At 68.0% G+C, this 19,983-nt stretch carries 23 protein-coding genes; 10 read left to right on the top strand and 13 right to left on the bottom strand.

Going from position 1 to position 19,983, the window contains the following annotated elements:
• Positions 1-107: 107 nt before the first annotated feature.
• Positions 108-254 carry a hypothetical protein gene (locus ACOZ4O_RS11740; protein WP_424525494.1) on the bottom strand — a complete coding sequence of 49 codons (147 nt, stop codon included), beginning with the start codon at positions 252-254 and terminating at the stop codon, positions 108-110.
• A 96-nt stretch (positions 255-350) separates the two neighbouring features.
• Complete coding sequence (locus tag ACOZ4O_RS11735) at positions 351-794, bottom strand: DUF7528 family protein (protein ID WP_424526174.1); 444 nt, start codon at positions 792-794, stop codon at positions 351-353.
• 262 nt (positions 795-1,056) lie between these two features.
• Here ACOZ4O_RS11735 and ACOZ4O_RS11730 point away from each other — a divergent pair, with 262 nt between their 5' ends.
• On the top strand, positions 1,057-1,773 hold the full coding sequence (locus ACOZ4O_RS11730; protein ID WP_424525493.1) for a DUF7117 family protein: 717 nt from the start codon (positions 1,057-1,059) through the stop codon (positions 1,771-1,773).
• On the opposite strand, the gene ACOZ4O_RS11725 is transcribed toward ACOZ4O_RS11730, so the two are convergent.
• From ACOZ4O_RS11725 to glyA, 3 genes are all read right to left on the bottom strand, one after another.
• The gene (locus ACOZ4O_RS11725; RefSeq protein ID WP_424525492.1) at positions 1,768-2,745 is read right to left on the bottom strand and encodes an alpha/beta hydrolase; all 978 of its coding nucleotides are present in this window, start codon (positions 2,743-2,745) and stop codon (positions 1,768-1,770) included. The genes ACOZ4O_RS11730 and ACOZ4O_RS11725 overlap by 6 nt on opposite strands.
• Positions 2,746-2,786: 41 nt before the next feature.
• Positions 2,787-3,680 (bottom strand): tetrahydrofolate dehydrogenase/cyclohydrolase catalytic domain-containing protein, encoded by an 894-nt coding sequence (locus tag ACOZ4O_RS11720; protein ID WP_424525491.1) that lies wholly within the window; start codon positions 3,678-3,680, stop codon positions 2,787-2,789.
• Between the two features lie 87 nt (positions 3,681-3,767).
• Positions 3,768-5,015 carry a serine hydroxymethyltransferase gene (glyA, locus tag ACOZ4O_RS11715; RefSeq protein ID WP_424525490.1) on the bottom strand — a complete coding sequence of 416 codons (1,248 nt, stop codon included), beginning with the start codon at positions 5,013-5,015 and terminating at the stop codon, positions 3,768-3,770.
• A gap of 111 nt (positions 5,016-5,126) precedes the next feature.
• Here glyA and ACOZ4O_RS11710 point away from each other — a divergent pair, with 111 nt between their 5' ends.
• From ACOZ4O_RS11710 to ACOZ4O_RS11695, 4 genes are all read left to right on the top strand, one after another.
• Positions 5,127-7,088: a hypothetical protein gene (locus tag ACOZ4O_RS11710; protein WP_424525489.1), complete on the top strand. Its 1,962-nt coding sequence runs from the start codon at positions 5,127-5,129 to the stop codon at positions 7,086-7,088.
• 62 nt (positions 7,089-7,150) lie between these two features.
• Positions 7,151-7,972, top strand: a complete 822-nt coding sequence (gene tbsP, locus ACOZ4O_RS11705) for a transcriptional regulator TbsP (RefSeq protein WP_424525488.1) — start codon at positions 7,151-7,153, stop codon at positions 7,970-7,972.
• A gap of 39 nt (positions 7,973-8,011) precedes the next feature.
• Entirely contained in the window at positions 8,012-9,712 is a 1,701-nt protein-coding gene (locus tag ACOZ4O_RS11700; protein ID WP_424525487.1) for a YcaO-like family protein, read from the top strand.
• Between the two features lie 149 nt (positions 9,713-9,861).
• Positions 9,862-11,151: an aminoacyl--tRNA ligase-related protein gene (locus ACOZ4O_RS11695; protein ID WP_424525486.1), complete on the top strand. Its 1,290-nt coding sequence runs from the start codon at positions 9,862-9,864 to the stop codon at positions 11,149-11,151.
• Between the two features lie 75 nt (positions 11,152-11,226).
• Here the strand turns inward: ACOZ4O_RS11695 and ACOZ4O_RS11690 are convergent, their stop codons facing one another.
• Positions 11,227-11,994 (bottom strand): proteasome assembly chaperone family protein, encoded by a 768-nt coding sequence (locus tag ACOZ4O_RS11690; protein WP_424525485.1) that lies wholly within the window; start codon positions 11,992-11,994, stop codon positions 11,227-11,229.
• A gap of 79 nt (positions 11,995-12,073) precedes the next feature.
• Here ACOZ4O_RS11690 and ACOZ4O_RS11685 point away from each other — a divergent pair, with 79 nt between their 5' ends.
• Positions 12,074-12,970: a mechanosensitive ion channel family protein gene (locus ACOZ4O_RS11685; protein WP_424525484.1), complete on the top strand. Its 897-nt coding sequence runs from the start codon at positions 12,074-12,076 to the stop codon at positions 12,968-12,970.
• Here the strand turns inward: ACOZ4O_RS11685 and ACOZ4O_RS11680 are convergent.
• Together ACOZ4O_RS11680 and ACOZ4O_RS11675 are read right to left on the bottom strand one after the other, a co-directional pair.
• Positions 12,951-13,355, bottom strand: a complete 405-nt coding sequence (locus ACOZ4O_RS11680; protein WP_424525483.1) for a universal stress protein — start codon at positions 13,353-13,355, stop codon at positions 12,951-12,953. The genes ACOZ4O_RS11685 and ACOZ4O_RS11680 overlap by 20 nt on opposite strands.
• 23 nt (positions 13,356-13,378) lie before the next feature.
• Positions 13,379-14,749, bottom strand: coding sequence for a bifunctional metallophosphatase/5'-nucleotidase (locus ACOZ4O_RS11675; protein WP_424525482.1), 1,371 nt, complete (start codon positions 14,747-14,749; stop codon positions 13,379-13,381).
• Between the two features lie 70 nt (positions 14,750-14,819).
• Here ACOZ4O_RS11675 and ACOZ4O_RS11670 point away from each other — a divergent pair, with 70 nt between their 5' ends.
• Both ACOZ4O_RS11670 and ACOZ4O_RS11665 read left to right on the top strand, forming a co-directional pair.
• Positions 14,820-15,056 carry a DUF5816 domain-containing protein gene (locus tag ACOZ4O_RS11670; RefSeq protein WP_424525481.1) on the top strand — a complete coding sequence of 79 codons (237 nt, stop codon included), beginning with the start codon at positions 14,820-14,822 and terminating at the stop codon, positions 15,054-15,056.
• Positions 15,057-15,360: 304 nt separating this feature from the next.
• A complete protein-coding gene (locus tag ACOZ4O_RS11665; protein WP_424525480.1) occupies positions 15,361-15,666 on the top strand; it encodes a DUF7116 family protein in 306 nt (101 codons plus the stop codon).
• On the opposite strand, the gene ACOZ4O_RS11660 is transcribed toward ACOZ4O_RS11665, so the two are convergent.
• Positions 15,658-16,839 (bottom strand): pyridoxal-phosphate-dependent aminotransferase family protein, encoded by a 1,182-nt coding sequence (locus ACOZ4O_RS11660; RefSeq protein ID WP_424525479.1) that lies wholly within the window; start codon positions 16,837-16,839, stop codon positions 15,658-15,660. The genes ACOZ4O_RS11665 and ACOZ4O_RS11660 overlap by 9 nt on opposite strands.
• Before the next feature lie 53 nt (positions 16,840-16,892).
• The gene (locus ACOZ4O_RS11655; RefSeq protein WP_424525478.1) at positions 16,893-17,270 is read right to left on the bottom strand and encodes a DUF7522 family protein; all 378 of its coding nucleotides are present in this window, start codon (positions 17,268-17,270) and stop codon (positions 16,893-16,895) included.
• A 97-nt stretch (positions 17,271-17,367) separates the two neighbouring features.
• Between ACOZ4O_RS11655 and ACOZ4O_RS11650 the strand changes: the two genes are divergently transcribed.
• Together ACOZ4O_RS11650 and ACOZ4O_RS11645 are read left to right on the top strand one after the other, a co-directional pair.
• Positions 17,368-17,901 carry a mechanosensitive ion channel domain-containing protein gene (locus ACOZ4O_RS11650; RefSeq protein ID WP_424525477.1) on the top strand — a complete coding sequence of 178 codons (534 nt, stop codon included), beginning with the start codon at positions 17,368-17,370 and terminating at the stop codon, positions 17,899-17,901.
• Between the two features lie 50 nt (positions 17,902-17,951).
• Positions 17,952-18,317, top strand: coding sequence for a HesB/IscA family protein (locus ACOZ4O_RS11645; protein WP_424525476.1), 366 nt, complete (start codon positions 17,952-17,954; stop codon positions 18,315-18,317).
• Positions 18,318-18,324: 7 nt separating this feature from the next.
• On the opposite strand, the gene ACOZ4O_RS11640 is transcribed toward ACOZ4O_RS11645, so the two are convergent.
• The 3 genes from ACOZ4O_RS11640 to ACOZ4O_RS11630 are packed head-to-tail and all read right to left on the bottom strand — an operon-like array spanning position 18,325 to position 19,953.
• Entirely contained in the window at positions 18,325-18,522 is a 198-nt protein-coding gene (locus ACOZ4O_RS11640) for a dodecin (protein ID WP_424525475.1), read from the bottom strand.
• Between the two features lie 31 nt (positions 18,523-18,553).
• Complete coding sequence (locus tag ACOZ4O_RS11635; RefSeq protein ID WP_424525474.1) at positions 18,554-19,192, bottom strand: hypothetical protein; 639 nt, start codon at positions 19,190-19,192, stop codon at positions 18,554-18,556.
• Positions 19,189-19,953 carry a hypothetical protein gene (locus ACOZ4O_RS11630; protein ID WP_424525473.1) on the bottom strand — a complete coding sequence of 255 codons (765 nt, stop codon included), beginning with the start codon at positions 19,951-19,953 and terminating at the stop codon, positions 19,189-19,191. Before ACOZ4O_RS11630 ends, ACOZ4O_RS11635 begins: the two co-directional genes overlap by 4 nt.
• Positions 19,954-19,983: the final 30 nt, after the last annotated feature.

The raw sequence follows: 19,983 nt of genomic DNA, 5'->3' as shown, positions 1-19,983 counted from the left end.
GCCGCCCTGAATTGGTCCCCGCTGACGCTTCGGCCCTCCAAGCGAAGCGTCACCCGAATCAAACGGACGTACAGGTATAAAGGTATCGCCGGTCCTTGTTCCTGCCGCTAAATGTATTCTTCCTCCAACACCCAACCTAGTGCACGCTTGTAGTACGTAAACATCTCGCGTACACCTTTGTGGTTCATCTCCTCTGACTCGAGCTGTTCGACGAGGAACTCGTACTGCTCGCGGATCTCCTCTTCGTCACGCATGACCGCGAGTAGGGCGCGCGCCGGGAAAAGTCCCGGTCACTTCTCCGGACCAACCACGTACGGCTGCGTCAGGACGGCCGCGGGGCGGCTGAGCCGCTACGCGTCACCTCCGTCCTTGGCCGCGGTCAGCGGTTGGCGGCTCGACAGCGAACACGCGAAGTCGGGGTGTTCGACGAGGAACCACAACACCATGTGCCGCCGACCGCCGGTGAGTCCGGTCGCGGACAGGTCGTCCGCCGTGAACTCCCCGGGAAGCCGGTCGAACAACCTGGAGACGGCCTCGAAGGAGTCGAACACCTTCCGGTGGCCCGCCGACTCCGCGCCGCGTCGTTCGACGACGAACGACCCGTCGAGCCGTCGCTCGCAGGCGGTGTTCAGGAACTCCTCGCGCGCGGTGAGCGCGTCTTCGAGTTCGTCGCGCAACGCGTCGGCCTGCTCGCGGCTGAGGCCGTGGACGTGGCCGTCGACTTCGACGTGGACTGTTCCGCCCTCTGCGGTCGCTGTGGGAGAAGGACTACTGGACGAGAATTTCTCGACCAGCCGCCTCGCGGCGGCTTACTCTATCCTCGGACACGGAAACCGTGTGTTGAGACATCACGTGACTGTATCTCACGACCACGGATAAGTGTAGGGGGTCGTGCAGACCGACGGTTCATGTAGGAGGGCGCGGCCAGCGGGCGGCGTGCCCTGAGTCTAGGGGAACGGGCGGGAGCGAAATCCCGCGGCGGACGCCCGTTCCCGCGACCGACGCCGCGTGCACGCACACCACGCCTTCTTTGAGCGCGCAGCACCCAGTGCGCACATGGAGATTCGCGGGGAGCGCGAGTGCACCGAGTGCGGGACGCGCTGGTCCTACTACGAGACCGGGAGCGTGACGTGTCCGAACTGTGGGAGCATACGGAGCGTCGGGACGGACGACGAACGCACATACCACACGGACGTCGCGTCGGCGCTCGACCTCACCGAAGCGCGCCGCCTCGCCGCGAACGCGACGCTCGCGGAAGCCGCGGGGGAGGCGGCGAGCGCCGCGAACGCGTACGCCCGCGAGCGCGGGTTCGTCTCGGGCGGCGACCTCCGGGACCTCGACGACGCGTACCTCGCAGCGCGTGAACTCGGGTACGTCGCGTCCGAACTCGAACGCGCGCTCGACGTCGACGAGGACGAGGAGTACTACTTCCTGACGCTCCTCCGCGGCGCTGACGACGGCTCGCGTCCCGACGAACGAGACGTCCCCGGGCCGCTCACGGCCGTGCGCGGACTCGCGTACGCGACCGCGGTCGGCGAGTACCGCCGCGAAATCCGGTCGTGGCTCGACACCCAAGACGAGGAACCCGACGAGGCCGGGGCGCTCCTCGAATCGCTCGGCGACCACGTGAAGCGCGTGAAAGCGCTCGACGGCGACGTGTCGCTCGACGCGTCCGAGCGGTTAGTCGCGGCGGCGCGCGCGGTCGGCGAGTACGTCCGTGACGGTGGCGACGAGGACGCCGCTCGGGCGCGCTCGCTGCTCGACGACCTATAGGGTCTCGCGGAGGTCCGCGGCGACGTCCGCGAGCACGTCGTGGGCGGCGGGGATGTCCACGAGGCCCGCGTTCATCGTGAGAATACCGTGAATCAGGCTCGGATAGTGGTGACGCTCCACGGGCACGCCGGCGGTTTCGAGGCGGTCGGCGTACGCCCGTCCCTCGTCGCGGAGCGGGTCGAACCCGCACGTGACGACGGTTGCTGGCGGGAGGTTCGCGTGACCGGCGGCCTCCAGCGGCGCGGCGTAGGGGTTCATTCCGTGGAGGTCGCTGTCGAGGTAGTGTCCCTCGAAGTACGCCATGTCGTCGCGGCTGAGGAAGTAGTCGGTAGCGTTCTCCTCGTGACTCGGCCACGCACGAAGTAGGGATACCGTCGGGTAGACCAATACCTGGCGTGCGATTTCGGGCGGTTCAGTCTTTGTGGCGCTCCACGGCGCGGGCGCGTCGTTGTCGGCTTGGTCGCGCGCGAGGAGGCTGACTGCCGCGGCGAGGTTCCCGCCCGCGCTGTCCCCGGCGACGGCGAGCCGGTCGGGGTCGACGCCGAGGTCGGTCGCGTTGTCGGCCACCCACTCGGTCGCGGCGGACGCGTCCTCGACCGCCGCGGGGAACGGGTGTTCGGGCGCGAGACGGTAGTCCACGGAAATGACGACACAGTCGGATTCGGCAGCGAGTTCGCGGCACGCGGCGTCGTGGCTGTCGAGCGACCCGAGGACGAACCCGCCTCCGTGGAAGAACACCACCACAGGCGCGTCCTCCTCGGTTTCGGGGTCGTAGATTCTGAGCGGGATGTCGGTGTCGGGGCCGGGAATGGTGCGGTCGGTGACGGACGCGATTGCGGGGCCGTCGCCGCCCCGATTGAGGCGTTCGAGGAGACCGCGGGCGTCCGCGGGCGGGAGTTCGTGAACATCGGGGCCGCCCATCGCGTCGAGTTGGTCGAGGAACTCGCGGACATCAGGGTCGAGGTCGGTCATACCTCAGTGCGCGCCCGCAGGCGGAAAAACGTCGGGGAGAATCAGGGAAGGTCGACGGCGACGTTTTCGATTTCGCTCGCGGCCTTCACGGTGTTGTAGAGCAACATTGCGCGCGTCATCGGGCCGACGCCGCCGGGAACGGGCGTGATGGCGTCAGCCTTCCGTTTCGCGCTCTCGAAGTCCACGTCGCCGACGAGGTGGTATCCCTTCTCGGAGTCGTCGTCCACGCGGTTGATGCCCACGTCGATGACGGTCGTTCCGTCGGTGAGCATGTCGCTGTCGATGAGTTCGGGGACGCCGGCGGCGGCGACGACGATGTCCGCACGACGGGTGTGGGCGGCGAGGTCGTCCGTCCGGGAGTGACAGACGGTGACGGTGGCGTTTCCGCCGTCGGTTTTCTGGATGAGGAGGTTCGCGAGCGGTTTCCCGACGATTTTCGACCGGCCGACGACGACCACTTCTTTTCCGGCGGGGTCGATGCCTTCGGACGCGAGGAGTTTCTGGACGCCGTGGGGCGTGCAGGGCTTGAATCGGGGGTTGCCGGCGACGAGACGTCCGACGTTCTCGGGGTGGAAACCGTCCACGTCCTTCGCGGGCGAGACTGCGGAGAGGACGCGGTCGTCGGGCACGTGGTCGGGCGTCGGGTCCTGGACGAGGATGCCGTGCACGTCGTCGCGGTCGTTGAGCGACTGCACGGTGTCGAACAGTTCCTCGGCGGGCGCGTCGGAGTCGATGCGCACGTCCTCGGCGGCGATACCGACCTCCTCGCAGTCGCGCTGTTTCATCGAGACGTAGGTGTCGCTCGCCTGGGTGTCGTTCATCAGGACGGTGGCGAGGCGCGGCGTCACGCCGGCGTCGCGCAGGGTGTCGACGACGGCGGAGACGTCTTCGCGCACGTCGGCGGCGACGGCGTTCCCATCGATGACGGTGGTCATGCCAGACGGTGGGCGCGCGCCACCCTTCAAATTGCTGGTTCGTGTATAACAAACGAGTGAGAGAGAACGAGGTGTGCGCGTTCGTGCCTACTCGTAGACGGGGTGGGCGTCGCAGAGTTCCTGTACGTCCGCGGCGACCTCGGCGTAGACCTCGGCGTCGCCGATGTTGTCGACGACGCGCGCGATGCAGTCCGCGACGGTCTCCATGTCGTCGGTGTCGAATCCGCGCGTCGTGAGCGCGGGGGTTCCGGCGCGGATGCCGGAGGGGTCGAACGCGGACCGCGTCTCGCCGGGGACGGTGTTCGCGTTCAGGACGATGCCGACCTCGTCGAGCGCCTCTTCCGCGTCCCCGCCGGACACGTCGGGATGGGACTCGCGGAGGTCGGCGAGCACGAGGTGCGTGTCGGTGCCGCCCGAGACGAGAGAGAAACCGTGTTCCTGGAGGCGGTCGCCGAGAGCCTTCGCGTTCTGTACGACCTCGGCCGCGTACTCCGCGAAATCGGGCTGGAGCGCCTCACCGAACCCGACTGCCTTCCCGGCGATGTTGTGCATCAGGGGGCCGCCCTGCGCGCCCGGGAACACCGCGGAGTCCACGGCGTCCGCGTGCTCGTCGTCGCACATGATGATGCCGCCGCGGCCCGCGCGGATGGTCTTGTGCGTCGACCCGGTGACGAAGTCGGCGATGCCGACCGGGTTCGGGTGTTCGCCCGCCGCGACCAGTCCCGTGATGTGCGCGATGTCCGCCATGTGGTAGGCGTCCGCGGCGTCCGCGGCCGCCTGCACGGCCTCCCAGTCGACGGCGCGCGGGTACGCGGAGAACCCGGAGACCACCATGTCCGGGTCGAACTCCTCGGCCGTCTCCTGCAGGTCGTCGTAGTCGATGCGGCCCGTCTCGGCGTCGACCTCGTAGTGTTCGACCTCGTAGAGCTTCCCCGCGAAGTTCGCGGTGTGGCCGTGGCTGAGGTGGCCGCCGTGCGTCAGGTCGAGGCTGAGAATCTTGTCGCCGGGCGAGAGGACGGCGAAGTAGACGCCCATGTTCGCCGACGACCCCGAGTGCGGCTGGACGTTCACGTGGTCCGCGCCCCAGAGTTCCTTCGCGCGTTCGATGGCGAGTTCCTCCACGTCGTCCGCGTACTCGCAGCCGGCGTAGTATCGGCTCCCGGGATAGCCCTCGGCGTACTTGTTCGTGAGCGCGCTCCCCTGCGCCTGGAGCACCGCCTCGCTCGCGTGGTTCTCGCTCGCGATCATCGCCAGCGTGTCCTCCTGGCGCTCGTTCTCGCCCTCGAGCGCGTCCGCGACGGCGTCGTCGACCTCCCTGACTTTGTCGTAGCGCATGCGTGGATGCGGCGCACGCGACGGCATAAGTGTACCCACCTCCGGCAACCACCACCATAATCCAACCGGGCGCTCGACAGAAATATATGGGCGCAGAGTGTACCGAACGCCGTGTTATCGCGGGAAGTCACGGCGACCGGCCTCCGCGTCGTCGACCAGGCCGGCTACGCCTGCAGTGTCGACGCCGCCGAGTTCTCGCGCACGCAACCCGGCGAGTTCGACGTTCCCGTGGATACCGCGGCCGCCGGTCACACGACGGAGTTCAGCGTTCCGGCGACGACCGTGCTCCGTCGCGACACACGCTCCCGGCTGCTCGCGGACGACGAGCGCGCGGACCTCCATGAGGGCGAGCACCACCTCGTTCTCCTCGGCCCGCTCGAAGTCCGCGCGCGCTTCGACGGGCCCGCCACCGTTTCGCGAGCCGGCGACCGCGTCCGCGTCGCGTTCGACAAGCGGACCCGAGTCACGTTCGGGTTCCTCGGCCGGGCCACCGAACCGACGGGCCGCGTTCGCGTTCCGCCGACTCCCACAGGGGTGGCCGAGGCGGTCACCGCGAGCGCGACCGCCCTCCGAACCACGAGTCCGGCGCGGGCGCGCCCGACGATGCGCCGCCACCCGCCCCGAATCGAAGTCGACGCGGACGCAGAGGCGAACACCCTCCGCGAAACCGCGGACGTACCCGAAACGGGGATTCGGGTCGTCGTGCCGGACTCGCTCGCGGACGTGTTCGCGGTCGCGCCGCTCGCGCACTACCTCGGCGCGAGCGTGACGGTCGCGGACGGCCCGCCGCGCCTCCACGTGCCGACCGCGGGCGTGGACGAATCCCTGGCTGACGGGCGCGCGGCGTCGGTGCTCGAACGCGCGTTCTGGCTGGACACTCTCGCGTGGTACGGCGACCGCGACCGCCTCCGCGCGCTCGACATCGATCCCGGGATAGCGGCCGCGTCACCGGCTGACCGCCTCGCGGACGCGCTCGACGCGCCGTTCGAGGCGGTCTCGCTCCCGGAGTGGCCGCTCGCGATGTACGTCGACCCGACGCCCGAGAACGTGCGGGCGCTCCCGGGCCTCCTCCATCGACTCGCACACGTCTATCCGGCGGAGACGACGCCGCTCGACAGTCAGGAGCTCGTGTCGCGGACGCTCGACGACTTCTACCGAGCGACGCCCGGCCCCGTCGCGACCGTGGAGATGGAGAATCCGCGGCTCCGCGCCGGCCGCCGGCATGGCTGGCTCGCGGACGGCACGCCAATCGACGTGTTCAAGGCCGTACCAGAGGCGTACGACCGGTCCGTCGACCCGGTGAACGGCGAGCTCTCCGTGGACGTGGTGCTGAACGACCCCGCGATGGCGCGCGAACGCGACCGCGTCGCCGACGTGTACCTCAACCGCGCCACCGACTGCCCCATCGACGTGACGCTACACGCGGACCTCACGGTGGCAGAAATCGCGGGCGTGTTCGAGTCCGACACGGACTTCGTCCACTACATCGGCCACTGTGACGAGGACGGCCTGCTGTGCGCGAATGGCCGCCTCTCAGCGAACTCGCTCGACGCTGTGGGCGCGCGGACGTTCTTCTTGAACGCCTGCGGGTCCTACCACGAGGGCGTTCGGCTCGTCGAACGCGGAAGCGCCGCGGGCGCCGTGACGTTCCGGAAGGTCTTGGACGAGCACGCGGCGCAGGTCGGCACGGCGTTCGCGCGCCTGCTCGTCGCCGGATTCGACATCGAGCGCGCGCTCTCCGTCGCCCGACGCCGCATCGTGATGGGGAAGGACTACGCGGTCGTCGGGGACGGCACGTGGTCGCTCCCGCACTCGGGCGTCCGGTCGCCGGGCGTGTTCACGGTCACGCCGACCGACGACGGCTACGAGGTCGCGTACGAGGGCGGGAGCGTCCGGACGCACGGCGAGTACGAGCCGTCGCCGTTCCCGCAGAACCACGCGGGCCCGTCCGGCCGCCGGGAAACCGCGACGCTGACCGAACCGGAACTCCGCGCGGTGCTGTCGGACGCGGACGCGCCGGTGGTGCTGGACGGCGAGTTCGTCTGGACGGACACGGCTGTTACGCGGCTCTGACTTACTTTACTCGCGACCAGTATCGAGTAAATTATATACGATACCCGACCTTACGTGAGGGTATGGCTGCCCAGAACCTACTCGGCGCGACCGTCTCAGAGGTCGTGACCGCGATTCTCGACGAGGAACCCGATACACTCCACGTACGAAACCCGTCAGCGGATGTCATCGAAGCCTTCGTCGACGCTGCGACCGAGACTGACGCCGACCTCCCGTCGGTCCGTCTCGTCGCCGAGGAACGCCTCCTCAAGGACACGATGGACGACTTCATCGTCGCGAGCAACACCGCGGACCTCGTCGAGGCGGACGTGCTCTCGCTCCGCACGACCGAGGAACCGCCGCGGAGTTCGACGTTCGTCACGGACGAGCGCGTCGTCTCCCTGGTCGACGCCGGCAGCGAGACCGGCGGGCTGACGACGGACGACGACTCGTTCGTCGCGGACGTCGTCGCCGCCGCCGAAGCCGACTGGGAATCCGCGGACGAGTTCTCCCTCCGCACGCCCGGCATCACTCGCGTCGAGCGCACGCTCACCGACGAGATCGGAAGTGAGGTCGAGGCGGACTTCAAGTCCGCGCTCGCGGCGATGGAGACCGCGCGCGGCGACGGCGACAGCATCGACGAGGTCACGCTCAGCCTGCTCGTCGCGGCGAAGAACCGCGTGCTCCTCTACGACATCTCGAAGTGGGGCGAGGACGTGGGAATCGCGTCGAAGGCGACGTTCAGCCGCACGAAGACGAAACTCGAGGACCTCGGCCTCATCGACACGGAGAAAGTCCCCATCGATGTCGGCCGACCGCGTCTCCGCTTGAAGTTCGCGGACGAACGCCTGCAGGACGCGAAGCCGAGCGAACTCGCGACGGTCGCGCAGTCCATTCTCGCGTAATCCGCCACGTCTTTCTTCTCGCTCTCTGTTCGCGTAGTCATGAGTGATATCGTCGCGGTCGTCGGTGGCGGGTCGGCCGCGGACGCCGTCCGAAGGGCGCTCGCGGACGCGGACGCCGACGTGGTGGACGCGGACGTATCCGATGCCGCGGACGCGGACCTCGCCGTCGTCGTCGGACTCGCGGGAAGCGACGGGTTCGCCGCCGCGAACCGAACCATCGACGGGCCGTGGATCGCCGTGGAGGTCGGCGGACTCGGCGGGCACGCGCTCGAGGACGTTGACGCGTCCGTCTCCGGCTTCTGGCCGAACGAGGGCTGTTTCGCGTGCCTGCACTCGCGGGTCGCCGCGAACGACCCCGAAGTCGTGGACGCGCCGAGCGCGGACCGGAGCACGGTGCGAGTCGCGGGCGCGCTCGCCGGCCGACTGGCAGTGCGGGCGCTCGCCGGCGAGTCGTTCGGCGGGCATGTCGTCGAAGCGCCGCACACCCAGCGGTCGTTCCTCCCGGTGCCGACGTGTCCCGCCTGCGGCGGCGAGCAGTCCCACACGTTCGACTGGGGCGAGGAGACGCGGAGTGTCGAGGCGGCGGCTGACGCGGCGGCGCGCGCGGTGGACGACCGCGTGGGCGCGGTGGCGATGGTCGGCGAACGCGAGTCGTATCCCGCGCCGTACTACCTCGCGCAGGTGAGCGACACGAGCGCGTTCAGCGACGCGACGGCCGTCCGGCAGGCCGCCGGTGTCGCGACCGACTGGAACGAGGCGTACATGAAGGCCGTCGGCGAGGCGCTCGAACGGTACGCGGCGGGCGTCTACAGGACGAGCGCGTTCGAGACCGCGATGCCGACCCATCCGGACGCGGTCGCGCCGAGCGCGTTCGTGCTCCCCGACGGCGCGCCGACGCCCGCCCCGGACGACGCGCTCCGGTGGGTGCGCGGCGAACACCTCGAATCGGGCGACGACGCCCTTCTCCCCGCGGAGTTCGTGCAGTTCCCGCCGCACGAGGAACGCTACCGGGACTCCATCACCACCGGTCTCGGACTCGGGAACAGTTCGCGCGAAGCCGTTCTCTCCGGGTTGTACGAGGTGGTGGAGCGGGACGCGGCGATGCTCGCGTGGTACTCGACGTACGACCCGCTCGGCCTCGCCGTCGACGACCCGGAGTACGAGGCGCTCGCGAAGCGCGCACGCAGCGAGGGCCTGGAGGCGACGGCGTTCCTGTTGACCCAGGACGTGGACGTGCCCGTCGTCGGCGTCGCGGTCACGCGCGAGGAGTGGCCGCGGTTCGCGCTCGGGTCGAGCGCGTCGCTGAACCCCGACGCGGCCGCCCGGGGCGCGCTCGAAGAAGCCGTGCAGAACTGGATGGAACTCCGGTCGATGGGCCGCGAGACCGCCGCACAGCAGGAGGGCGCTATCGGCACGTACGCCGACTACCCGGGGCGCGTCCGCGACTTCGTGAACCCGGACACCGCGGTTCCGACCGACTCAGTCGGCCCCGACGACATCCCGGAAGACGAACTCGACGCGGTCGTCTCGCGGCTCGCGGACGCCGACCTCGACGCCTACGCCGCCCGCCTCACCACGCGCGACATCGAGCCACTCGGATTCGAGGCCGCGCGCGTCCTCGTCCCCGACGCCCAACCGCTGTTCGTCAATGACCCCTACTTCGGCGAGCGCGCCGAATCCGTGCCCGAAGACCTCGGGTTCAGCCCCGACTTGGAGAAGGCGTACCATCCGTTTCCGTAACTGGTTTGACGACCGAGCGGAGAGAGTTCGGTGATGCATCACGCATCCATCCGCGAGTTCAGCACGGCTCGTGGACGTGTTCCGAGATAGTACTGTTCCTGCCGTCCGTCAGCGCACGCTCCGTAGTTGCGGCTTCAGAGGTGACATGGATGCGTCGTAGCGACGCGTTCCTGCCCGCGAGCCGCGAGACCAGGGGCGCGGGCTCCGAGACGGCGAAACTCCTCGCGCGCGCCGGACTGATTCACGGATTCGGAAGCGGGCTCTGGGGGTTTTCGCCCGCCGGCCACCGCGTCCGCGAGCACGTCACCGCGTGCGTCCGCGAGCGGATGACCGAAATCGGCGCGCAAGAAGTGTCGCTGCCCGGCCTCCAGTACGCCGACCGGTGGCGCGAATCCGGGCGCTGGGCGAGCTTCGAGGGCGAGATGTTCACGTTCGAGAACCGCGACGGGCAGGCGATGTGCCTCGCGCCCAGCCACGAGGAGGGCGTCGTCCACCTGTTCGACGGTCTCGTTCGCTCCTACGACGACCTCCCCCTGCTCGTCTATCAGGTGGACGCGAAGTTCCGGGACGACCGCGCCCGCGACGGCCTGGTTCGCGCGAAGGAGTTCCGGATGAAGGACGCCTACAGCGTCCACACTACCCAGGAGAGCCTCGACGCGACCTACCGCCGCGTCCGCGACGCCTACGAACGCATCCTCACGGATCTCAGCGTGGACTACGCGGTCTGTCGCGCCGAGAACAGCGTGATGGGCGGGACGCGTTCCGAGGAGTTCGTCGCGGTCGTCGACACCGGCGGGGAGCGCCTCAAGCGGTGTCCTGACTGCCGGTTCGGCGTCACGGACGAGCACGGCGACTTCGAGGCTATCGAGGCATGTCCCGACTGCGGCACACGCGTTCGAGAGACCGCCGGTGTCGAGGTCGGACACGTCTTCGACCTCGGCACGCGGTACTCCGACGAAATGGAGTTCACCGTGGACGACGCGGACGGCGACGAGCGCGCGGTTCTGATGGCGAGCTACGGCCTCGGCATCGACCGCCTCGTTCAGACGCTCGCACGCCAGCACGCGGACGAGGACGGCCTCCGGTGGCCCGTCACGGACTGGGGCTGCGTCGCTCCCTACCGCGCCGCCATCGTCCCCATCGGCTACGATGGCGACGTAAAGGAGACCGCGGACGCCATCCACGACGCCTGCGACGGCGTCCTGCTCTACGACGACGCCGACCAGTCCGTCGGCGAGCGCTTCGCTGAATCCGACCTCCTCGGCATCCCCGCGAAAATCGTCGTCGGCAACCACTACCGCGACACCGGCCGCGTCGAACTCGAAACCCGCGACGGCGACCAACACGACCTCGCCCCCGACGAAGTCCCCGACGCGATAGCGAAATACGGAACCAAGTCAGCAGCGCATTCACAACGAGAGGCTCGAAGCGCCCGGTAGTTCGCGGCTTTTTTTAGTGGAGGTTTTTGCAGTGAGTGGGTCGCGATAGCGACCCCGAACTGGAAAAAAGTCCGTCTACATGTACATGCGGTCGTCGGGGCGCTGGGAGTCGTCGACGTCCTCGACGCGGGCGTTGAGTTCGGCGTAGTAGTCGCGGACTTGTTTGGCGAACTGTTGGAGGGGTTCGGTGTCGAGGTCGAGGTCGTAGACGGTGTCTAAGGTGTCGAGGAGGCGGAGGCTGGCTTCGACATCGGGGACTTCGGCGTGGGCGGGGGTGACGTAGGTGGCGGCGGCGAGGTCGGTGTCGATGGCGTGTTCGAGGATGCCGGCGTTGACGCCGTCGAGGAAGCCGGAGCCCATCGGGGGGATGTCGTGGTCGGTGAGGCGTTTCTCGTGGTAGTCGGGGGTGGCGATGTAGAACGTGCGGTGGTCGTCGGGACCGTGGGCGAGCGGAATACCGGCGGGAACGGCGATTTCCTGCACGTCGTTTTCACCGACCCAGTCGGTGATTGCGGTGGTGAGTGCGTCGGCGGCGAGCTGGGGGACGTAGAGTTCGCCGGTGAGGACGGTGATGTCGAGGTCGTCCCGGGAGAAGAATCGGGTGTGGTGGCGGGGTCGGCCGTTCTCGAAGGGCGTGATGGAGGGGAGTGAGTCGACGGTGATGTGGCCGGTTTCTTCGAGGTCGAGTCGGTCGACGAGGTAGTCGACGGCGGTGAGGCCGGCGAGGCCGAAACTGGAGAATCCCGCGATGAGAGCGCCTCTCGGATCGGTTTCGTGGGTGATAGAGAAGTCTGGTTCGTCGTGCGTGAGCGGGGCGGCGGCGAACCGGTTCGCGTTCGTCATGCCCTAGGCTATTCCGGGAAGGGGCTTAGGGGTTGCCGCGGTGGGCAACGGTTTAGGGGGCCGGCGTCGTGCGTCCGGTATGGTCGCGGAGGGATTGGTGTCGCTCGACTGGTGGGGCCGCGAGGAGTGGAACCTCTTGTTCGCGGTCGTCGTCATCGTCGTCGGCTGGTACGCGGGGAAAGTCCTCGTGCGCGTGCTCGGCCGGCGGGTGGCGCGGCGGTTCCAGCGCCCGAGCGTCTCTCGAACCATCCTGCGGGCGCTCCGCGTCGGCTCCCTCCTCGTGGGCGTGTTCGCCGCGATGGGGTTCCTCGGGCTGGGACTCGGCGACCTCGTGCTCTCCGTCACGGTGTTCTCCGCGGTGCTCGGTCTCGTGCTCGCGCCCATCGTCGGGAGCGTCATCAACGGCGTGTTCGTGCTCGCCGACCAGCCGTACGAAATCGGAGACCTCGTGGAAATCACGGACACGGGCGAGCGCGGGTTCGTGGAGGATATCACGCTCCGGTACACGAAGGTGTTCACGCTCGACAACACGTTCCTGGTGGTTCCGAACGGGACGATGCGCGAGCGCGACATCATTAACTACTCCGCGGAGGACGAGCGCACGCGGCTCTCGCTCAAAATCGGCGTGACATACGAGGGAGATCTGGACGAGGCGCGGCGGCTCATCGAGACGGCGGCGGGCGAGGTGGACGACGTCATCTCCGGCGGGCCGGGCGTCCGCATCGGGAGCGCGCGCTATCCCGCGAAACCGACGTGCTACATCGACGAGTACGGCGACAGTTCCGTGAACCTCACGCTCCGGTACTGGGCGCGCGAGCCGTACAAGCTCCTCTCCGTCCGCTCGAAGGTCCAGGAGAAGGTGTGGGAGAAACTGTCGGAGACGGACTCCGTGAACATCGCGTACCCGCACCGGCATCTGGTGTTCGACGACACGAGCGAGCGTCCCGACCCGACTGTCAGCGACCGGGAACGCTGATGAGGTCGCAGTCGAGCTCGGCGCGGAGGAAGGACTCGATGTCGGGCGTGCCGAACAGCCGGCGGAGCGTGCGCCGCCATCGCGGCATCTGTTTGTGGCCGATGACGACCACGTCCGCGCCCTCGTCCGCGACCTCGTCGAGGATGGCCTGTTCGACGAGGAAGCTCCGCCGGACGACGTACCGCGCGAAGTCGAGCGTCCCGAACGCGCGCTCGACGGCGTGCTTGAGCGCGGTTCGCGTCACCCGCCGGTCGTCCTGATAGAGGTTTACGTGGAGAATGGTGAGGTCGGCGCCGCGGTCGCGCGCCTCCTCGATAGCCGCCGAGAGCGTTCCCTTCGAGTGTTCCGTGAGCGGATAGCGAACCGGAACAACGACGAGTGTCATGGGGACGCGTACACTCGGGGGGCCTAAGCCTCCTTCGTCGGCCGCCGCCGAATCCGTCCCTCGACAGCGGGGTCGATACCGAACTCGCGGGCGTACGCGGCGAGCACCTCGTACTGGGTGTCCAGCGTGCCCGTGCGGTGGTTGTGGTCGAGCAGCGGGAACTCGTGGTCGGTGTGGAAGAGGTAGTCGTTCGTCGCCATGGTGTACGTCGCATCGGGGTCGAGCGGGTCGCCGCCGACCGTGACCTCGACGAGTTCTTCTCGTGTCGTGTCCCAGACGAGTTCGACGCCGCTGACGTGGGAGTGCCACCAGTCGGCCTCGCCGAACCCGACGGTCGCGCCGTGGGATTGCCGGAGGACGGTGCGGAGTTCCTCGCCAGTGAGTTCCGCGACGGCGACGGGTTCGTCGAAGGGGACGACGGAGACGAGGTCGCTCACGGTCACGTCGCCCGCGAGGTCGGGGCCAGAGCGGATGCCGCCGCTGTTCTGGAGGCCCACGTCGGCGTCGCCCGCCCACCGGTACGCGTCCGCGACGAAGTTCCCGATGCGGCTCTCCCCGCGGAACGTCGTCGCCTCGGAGCGCTCGATTGGGTCGGTGACATGCGCGACAACTTCGTCCAGCGCGGCGTCGGACTCGCGCTCGCGGAGCGCACCCGCGACAGATTCGTTCACGCCGAAATCCGCGACGCGGTGGCGGGTGACCGCGGGGTCTCGTCCGAGTTCGACCTCGTAGACGACCTCGCCGTTCACGCCCGGACGGGTGAGGAGCGTGCCCTCGATGCGCTCCTGGAGTTCCGAGTGGACGTGCCCGCCGAGCACCACGTCCACGTCGGTCTCGACTGCGAGTTCCTGGTCACCGTTCCCCAGGTGACTCAGCACGACAACGTACTCGGCGCCCGCGTCACGGAGTTCTGCCGCGGCCTCCCGCACCGCTTCGATCGGATTCTCGAACGTCACCGCGCCCGCGTTCGGATTTATCGAGGGCGTTTTGGGGTCGGTGACGCCGGTCACGCCGACGCGAGTGCCGGCGCGCTCGATGACGAGCCACGGCACGACACCCTCGTCCGCCGCGAACCGTTCGCCGTCCTCGCGGACGTTCGCGCTCACCCACGTCTGGGGGGACGCCGCGACCACGCGCCGCGTCGCCTCGACGCCGTAGTCGAAGTCGTGGTTTCCGAACGTCTCCACGTCCGTCCCCGCCGCCTCGAAGAAGTCCACGGCCTGCATTCCTTCCGTCACCAGCGGCAGCACCCCCGGGGACGTGTTGTCGCCCGTGCCCGCGACCACGGTCCCGTCGTCGGCGAGTTCGCGGAGCGCGCCCGCGAGCCGCCCGATGCGCTCGGGGTCGTCGTGGGCGTTCTCCACGTCCGAATAGTGGAGGAAACGAAGACTCATACAGACAGCTATCGGCCCGCGGCATTGAACGTGTCGTCATCGCTAAGGACCGCCATCGCCTTCTCCCGATATGTTCGAAATCACGGCCGACGGCGAGACTCTCTACGTCGCCGAGGACGAGGGCGAACGCGGCGAGAAAGCGCCCTTCCTCACCGTCTACCGCGACCTCGACCGAGAACGCAAATACGGCTGGTACTGTCTCAACTGCGAAACCCTCGACAACGCCATGGACTCCATGGGCCGCATCCAATGCAACGACTGCGGCAACCTCCGCAAACCCGACGAATGGGACGCGGCCCATGAGTGAAGTCGGAGACTTCACTCACGCGCCTGGCTCTCACTCGCGGGAACGCGGCACACGAATAGTTCGAAGAACTACTCGCGTTTACTGAATTCACTCGGTCACAAGAGTTAGACTCTCATCTAGCGTCCTGCGGTAATGGCGCGGTGGCGGTTCTGTCGGCGCATCGGAGATGCGCCGTTCCCCGGTCGGCGAAGCCGACCGGCCTTTTTGGTCCAGATTTTTGCGGGGAGCGGTGCGCGAAGCGCACCCGACCCGCAAAAAGGTGGGCGGTAAAGCTTATCACACTTGTCGATGTAGAGTGTGGTAGATGGTGTCACACATCGGCCCACCGTCTGAGGAAGCCAAGTCGATCTTCGCCGACCTCGGGTACAGCGTCGCGGGCGACGGCGCGACGTTCACGGCGGCCCGGGATTGGAAGGAGGTCGAGGTGCTCGCGGTCACGGACGACGTAGACACGCCGTCGGGCGACCGAATGCGTTGTTTCGTGACGTGGAAAGACTACGTTCCGGACCTCGGGGAACTTCTCGACCGAGCCGCACCGGACTACGACTATGCGGTCATCGGGGTCGAGGAGGACGGCGAGTACGAGGTCGCGCGAGCGCCCTCAGAGTGAGTCGCGGGCCGCGTCGAGACCGCCCGTGGGGTCGACGTTCGCACCGAGGCTGTCGAGGGCGTCGGCGAGCGCGGTGAGGAGGAACGCGACGTTCTTCTCGCGCGCGCCGTGTCCCATGCAGCCGATTCTGAATATTTCTCCGGAAAGGTCGCCGAGTCCGCCGGCGATTTCGAGGTCGTAGTGGTCGCGGAGGAAGTCGATGACGGCGGCATCCGTGACGCCGTCGGGGACGCGAACGGCGTTCAGGCTCGGGAGCCAGTAGTCGTCCTCGGGGTTCAGTTCGAGTCCCATCGCTTCGACGCCTGATTTGAGCGCGCCGGCGACTCTGCGGTGGCGCGCCCAGCGCTCCTTGATGCCCTCCTCGGCGACGAGGCGGAGGGCTTCGCGGAGCGCGTACACGTTCGTGACGGGCGCGGTGTGGTGGTACGCGCGCTCGTCGCCCCAGTAGCCTTCGAGGAGGCTGAGGTCGAGGTACCACGAGCGCGCGGGCGTCTCTCGTGAGAGGACTTTGTCCATCGCGTCGTCGTTCAGCGTGAGCGGGCTCGCGCCGGGCGGACACGACAGGCACTTCTGGGGGCCGGCGTACGCCGCGTCGATGTTCCAGTCGTCCACGCGGAGTTCGACGCCGCCGAGCGACGTGACGGTGTCCGCGACGACGAGCGCGTCGTGACTGTGCGCGATACGCGTGAGTTCCGACACCTGGGGTTGACGGACGCCCGTCGAGGTTTCGGCGTGCACGAACCCGAACAGGTCCGGCTGGTGCGCGTCGAACGCGGCCTGCACGTCCACGGGGTCGAGCGGTTCGCCCCACGGCGCGTCCACGTGAACGACCTCGCCGCCGGCGCGACGCGCCATCTCCGCCATCCGCCCGCCGAAGTAGCCGTTGGTCGGAACGAGCATCGTGTCCCCGGGTTCGACGAGGTTGCCGATGGCGGCCTCCATCGCCGCGCTCCCGGTTCCGGAGACTGGCAGCGTCCACTCGTTCTCCGTCCGGAACGCGTACCGGAGGAGGTCCTGCGTCTCGTCCATGATGTCGACGAACGCGGGGTCGAGATGGCCGACCAGCGGCGTGCTCATCGACCGCAGCACGCGCGGATGAACGGGACTCGGCCCCGGTCCCATCAGGGTGCGGTCGGGCGGCGTCAGTTCGCCGACCTCGGGTGGATTCTGCATACGTCCGCGTACCGACACCGCGGGCAAAAGCGTTCACGTTCCGGCGACGGCGACTACCGGCGGTCGTCGAGCGCGCGCTCGGCCCGGTCGGCGACCGAGTCGGTACCGCCGATGTCGCGGTCGAGGCCGACGGCGAACCCGCGGGTCTCGGAGACGGTGTAGTTTATCTCGACGCCGTCCGCGAAGAACCGAACCGTGCACTCGAAGTCGCCGTGCACGGGCTTGAAGAGGTCGCGGAGGTACGTGCTCTGTAACGCTTCCATCCGCGTCTCCTCCGCGATGCGTTCCATCCGGTCGTCGGCGTAGCCGGACTCCACGTCGTCGCGAACGTAGAGGTCCTCGTAGCCGTCCGCGTTGTAGTGCGTCACGGACCGGAGCGCATCACCGAACTCGCGCCGCAACCGGTCGACGACTGCATCGGCGTCACTCATGCGTGTCTACTGTTCACCGCTCCGCGACCCGTCTCCTTAACCCTCCGGGGTCCGCGCGGCCGCCGTGTTTTATTCGCCGGCCTACCCAACGCGGCGTATGGGCATCATCGACCAGACTGTCTCCGAGTTCGTGGACGGCGTCGTCGGCGCACTCCCGAAAGTCGCGTCCGGCGTCATCTTCCTCGTGCTCGCCGCGATTCTCGTGAAACTCGTCGGGTACGTCGTGAAGGCGTTCCTCCGACGTGTGTTCGACGACCAACCGCTGTACGTCACGTTCTGCTGGACGGTCATCGCCGTCTTCCTCTGGTTCGGCGTGATACTCGGATTCCTCGCCATCGTCGGCCTGAACGACATCGCGGCCGCGCTCGGCACCGCGTCGGGCTTCCTCGCGCTCGGCGTGTCGTACGCGCTCTCCGGGATGATCGCGGACGCGGTCGCGGGCATCTACCTCCTGCGCGACCCCGACTTCAACCCCGGCGACACCGTCACCGCCGGCGACACCACCGGTACCGTGGAACAGATCGAACTCCGGAAGACCCGCATCAGCGTCGACGACGACACCGTCGTGCGCGCGAACGCCGAAATCGAGAAGAAGTGGACGAAGCGCGCGGGCGAGTCGGCGGAGGAGTGAGGACTGCTGGGGGCGGCATCCTTATTCCGCTGGGCGAGGAATAGACGAGTATGAGCACGACTGCCGAGTCCGGCGGCGACGGCACGCCGGTCACGGTCACCGAGGACGCGGCCTCTCAGGCCATCGACCTCCTGGAGAGCGAAGGCCTCGACACGGACATCGCGGGACTCCGCCTGTTCGTCCAGCAGGGCGGCTGCGCGGGTCTCTCCTACGGGATGCGGTTCGACGACGAACCCGAGGGCGACGACACCATCACCGAACACCACGGGCTCCGTGTGTTCGTCGACCCGAGCAGCATGAAGTACATCGAGGGAAGCGTACTCGACTACGAGAACGGCCTGCAGGCCGCGGGCTTCCACGTCGAGAACCCCAACGTCGAAGCCGAATGCGGCTGCGGCGAGTCCTTCCGCACGTAACGCGTAGTTAGTCGAGCGCGAACGCGACCTCTACTTCCGCCTGATACTCGCGGTCTTCGACGCTCGCTACTTCGACGCCTTGTTCGACGACCTCGACCCAGGAGACGTTGTCGAGGGTTTCTTCCGCGCGCTCGATTGCGTCGTCCACTGCGGCCTCGAAGTTCTCCTCGCTTCGTCCGATTAGGGTGATTTTCTTGTACACCATGCGTGCGTGTTGATGACAGGGACCGTTAAAACTACTCGCCACTGACGAAGCGCTCGCGGACCGCGGACGCCACGTCGGCGAGGTACGCCGTTCCCCAGATAGCGACGATGACGCCGCCGAGCGTGTTGTACACGAGGTCCTTGATGGTGTCCTCGAGGCCGTACTGGGTGAGGACGGACCCGCCCTGGCCGAGTGCGTTCCCGGCCTCGCTCAGCGCGAACTCGAGGACCTCCCAGAACACGCCGAAGGCGAGGACGACGAGGAGGATGAGCGCGAACGAGAACCGGGGCGGGAACGCGATGTCGTCGCTGTGTTCGTCGACCGCGCGCGTGAACGCGTAGCCGGCGCCGGCGACGAGCGACGAGGAGAGCGCGTGCGTGACGTGATCCCACCACGCGACGTTCTGGTAGGGGCCGAGCGTGCCGACCGCGTGCAGGAACGCCGCGAGCGTCATCCAGAGGACGAGCCCCGAATCCATCGGGAGGTTGTAGTCGCGCTCCAGAAGCGCGGGGACGTACGTCACGCCGAAGGCGATTGTGCCGTTCACGACGATACCGGGGTTGCCGCGGTCGAGGCCGACGAAGACGATGCCGATGAGCGAGAGCTGCATCGCGCGCGTGATGCGGCGCTGGTTCGTCGCGCTCACGCCGATGGCGTCCCGGAGTTTCATTCGCTTCCCTCCGCGATATCAAGCGATTCTTCAACGCCCTCGGGCAGGCGGAGGCGGGCGTCGGCGCGCCGGCGGAAGTAGCGTTCGAACACGACGCCTGCGAGCAACCCTACGAGGGTCGCGGCGACGAAGTCCCACATCAGGGTGTTGAGCGCGGCTTCCTCGACGCTCGGCGGGACGTAGAGCGCGGTCGGCCCGGTGAACGTTGTGCCGACGAACACGTCGGAGAGCCAGAGCAGGGTGTCGACCGCGCCGCCGTCAGCCACGTCGGCGGGTATTTCGGGCGGTTCGGGGTAGAGGAAGTCCGTGCGGAAGAACACGTCCGAGAGCCACTGGCCGACGGCGAGCACGCCCGCGGTGGCGAGCGTGGAGAGAACGACGAACAGCACGGCGAACCACTCCGTCATGCGGACGGTGGTGAACACGTCGAGTTCGACGGCGACGACGAGCGCGAGCGCCGCGACCGAGAAGTACGTCGCGAGGTCCACGATAAACGGCGTGGAGAGGAGTGCGCGGGCGAGTTCCGGGAGGAACGCGAGCGCGAGCACCTCCCACGGCAACATCACGCGAGGGTTGCTGTAGGCGACCGGCGGGACGACGGCGAGCACGGCGACGACGAGCGTGACGCCGACCCACACCCAGTCGGCGTCGAGCGCGCTCTCCACGGCGACCAACGCGACGAACGCGACCAGTATCCAGGCGAGTACGGCGTTCAGACGCCGGTCTTCGAGGAGAGATCCGAGTTGTTCCGACTGACTCATCACACCTGCTTGGAGGGCGGCCGTTACGAA

Origin of the sequence: Salarchaeum japonicum, assembly GCF_049705945.1 — an archaeon.
Classification (GTDB): domain Archaea; phylum Halobacteriota; class Halobacteria; order Halobacteriales; family Halobacteriaceae; genus Salarchaeum; species Salarchaeum japonicum_A.
Note: the sequence above shows the minus strand (reverse complement) of the source record. Positions and strands in the feature narration are given on the sequence as shown.

Coding starts and splice junctions, on each gene's coding strand:
- ACOZ4O_RS11635 (WP_424525474.1), bottom strand. CDS start 19,192: ATGAAACTCCGGGACGCCATCGGCGTGAGCGCGACGAACCAGCGCCGC.
- ACOZ4O_RS11660 (WP_424525479.1), bottom strand. CDS start 16,839: ATGCAGAATCCACCCGAGGTCGGCGAACTGACGCCGCCCGACCGCACC.
- ACOZ4O_RS11700 (WP_424525487.1), top strand. CDS start 8,012: ATGAGTGATATCGTCGCGGTCGTCGGTGGCGGGTCGGCCGCGGACGCC.
- ACOZ4O_RS11725 (WP_424525492.1), bottom strand. CDS start 2,745: ATGACCGACCTCGACCCTGATGTCCGCGAGTTCCTCGACCAACTCGAC.
- ACOZ4O_RS11650 (WP_424525477.1), top strand. CDS start 17,368: ATGGGCATCATCGACCAGACTGTCTCCGAGTTCGTGGACGGCGTCGTC.
- ACOZ4O_RS11675 (WP_424525482.1), bottom strand. CDS start 14,749: ATGAGTCTTCGTTTCCTCCACTATTCGGACGTGGAGAACGCCCACGAC.
- ACOZ4O_RS11695 (WP_424525486.1), top strand. CDS start 9,862: ATGCGTCGTAGCGACGCGTTCCTGCCCGCGAGCCGCGAGACCAGGGGC.
- ACOZ4O_RS11685 (WP_424525484.1), top strand. CDS start 12,074: ATGGTCGCGGAGGGATTGGTGTCGCTCGACTGGTGGGGCCGCGAGGAG.
- ACOZ4O_RS11690 (WP_424525485.1), bottom strand. CDS start 11,994: ATGACGAACGCGAACCGGTTCGCCGCCGCCCCGCTCACGCACGACGAA.
- ACOZ4O_RS11730 (WP_424525493.1), top strand. CDS start 1,057: ATGGAGATTCGCGGGGAGCGCGAGTGCACCGAGTGCGGGACGCGCTGG.
- ACOZ4O_RS11655 (WP_424525478.1), bottom strand. CDS start 17,270: ATGAGTGACGCCGATGCAGTCGTCGACCGGTTGCGGCGCGAGTTCGGT.
- ACOZ4O_RS11640 (WP_424525475.1), bottom strand. CDS start 18,522: ATGGTGTACAAGAAAATCACCCTAATCGGACGAAGCGAGGAGAACTTC.
- tbsP (WP_424525488.1), top strand. CDS start 7,151: ATGGCTGCCCAGAACCTACTCGGCGCGACCGTCTCAGAGGTCGTGACC.
- ACOZ4O_RS11665 (WP_424525480.1), top strand. CDS start 15,361: ATGGTGTCACACATCGGCCCACCGTCTGAGGAAGCCAAGTCGATCTTC.
- ACOZ4O_RS11630 (WP_424525473.1), bottom strand. CDS start 19,953: ATGAGTCAGTCGGAACAACTCGGATCTCTCCTCGAAGACCGGCGTCTG.
- ACOZ4O_RS11670 (WP_424525481.1), top strand. CDS start 14,820: ATGTTCGAAATCACGGCCGACGGCGAGACTCTCTACGTCGCCGAGGAC.
- ACOZ4O_RS11680 (WP_424525483.1), bottom strand. CDS start 13,355: ATGACACTCGTCGTTGTTCCGGTTCGCTATCCGCTCACGGAACACTCG.
- ACOZ4O_RS11645 (WP_424525476.1), top strand. CDS start 17,952: ATGAGCACGACTGCCGAGTCCGGCGGCGACGGCACGCCGGTCACGGTC.
- glyA (WP_424525490.1), bottom strand. CDS start 5,015: ATGCGCTACGACAAAGTCAGGGAGGTCGACGACGCCGTCGCGGACGCG.
- ACOZ4O_RS11720 (WP_424525491.1), bottom strand. CDS start 3,680: ATGACCACCGTCATCGATGGGAACGCCGTCGCCGCCGACGTGCGCGAA.
- ACOZ4O_RS11740 (WP_424525494.1), bottom strand. CDS start 254: ATGCGTGACGAAGAGGAGATCCGCGAGCAGTACGAGTTCCTCGTCGAA.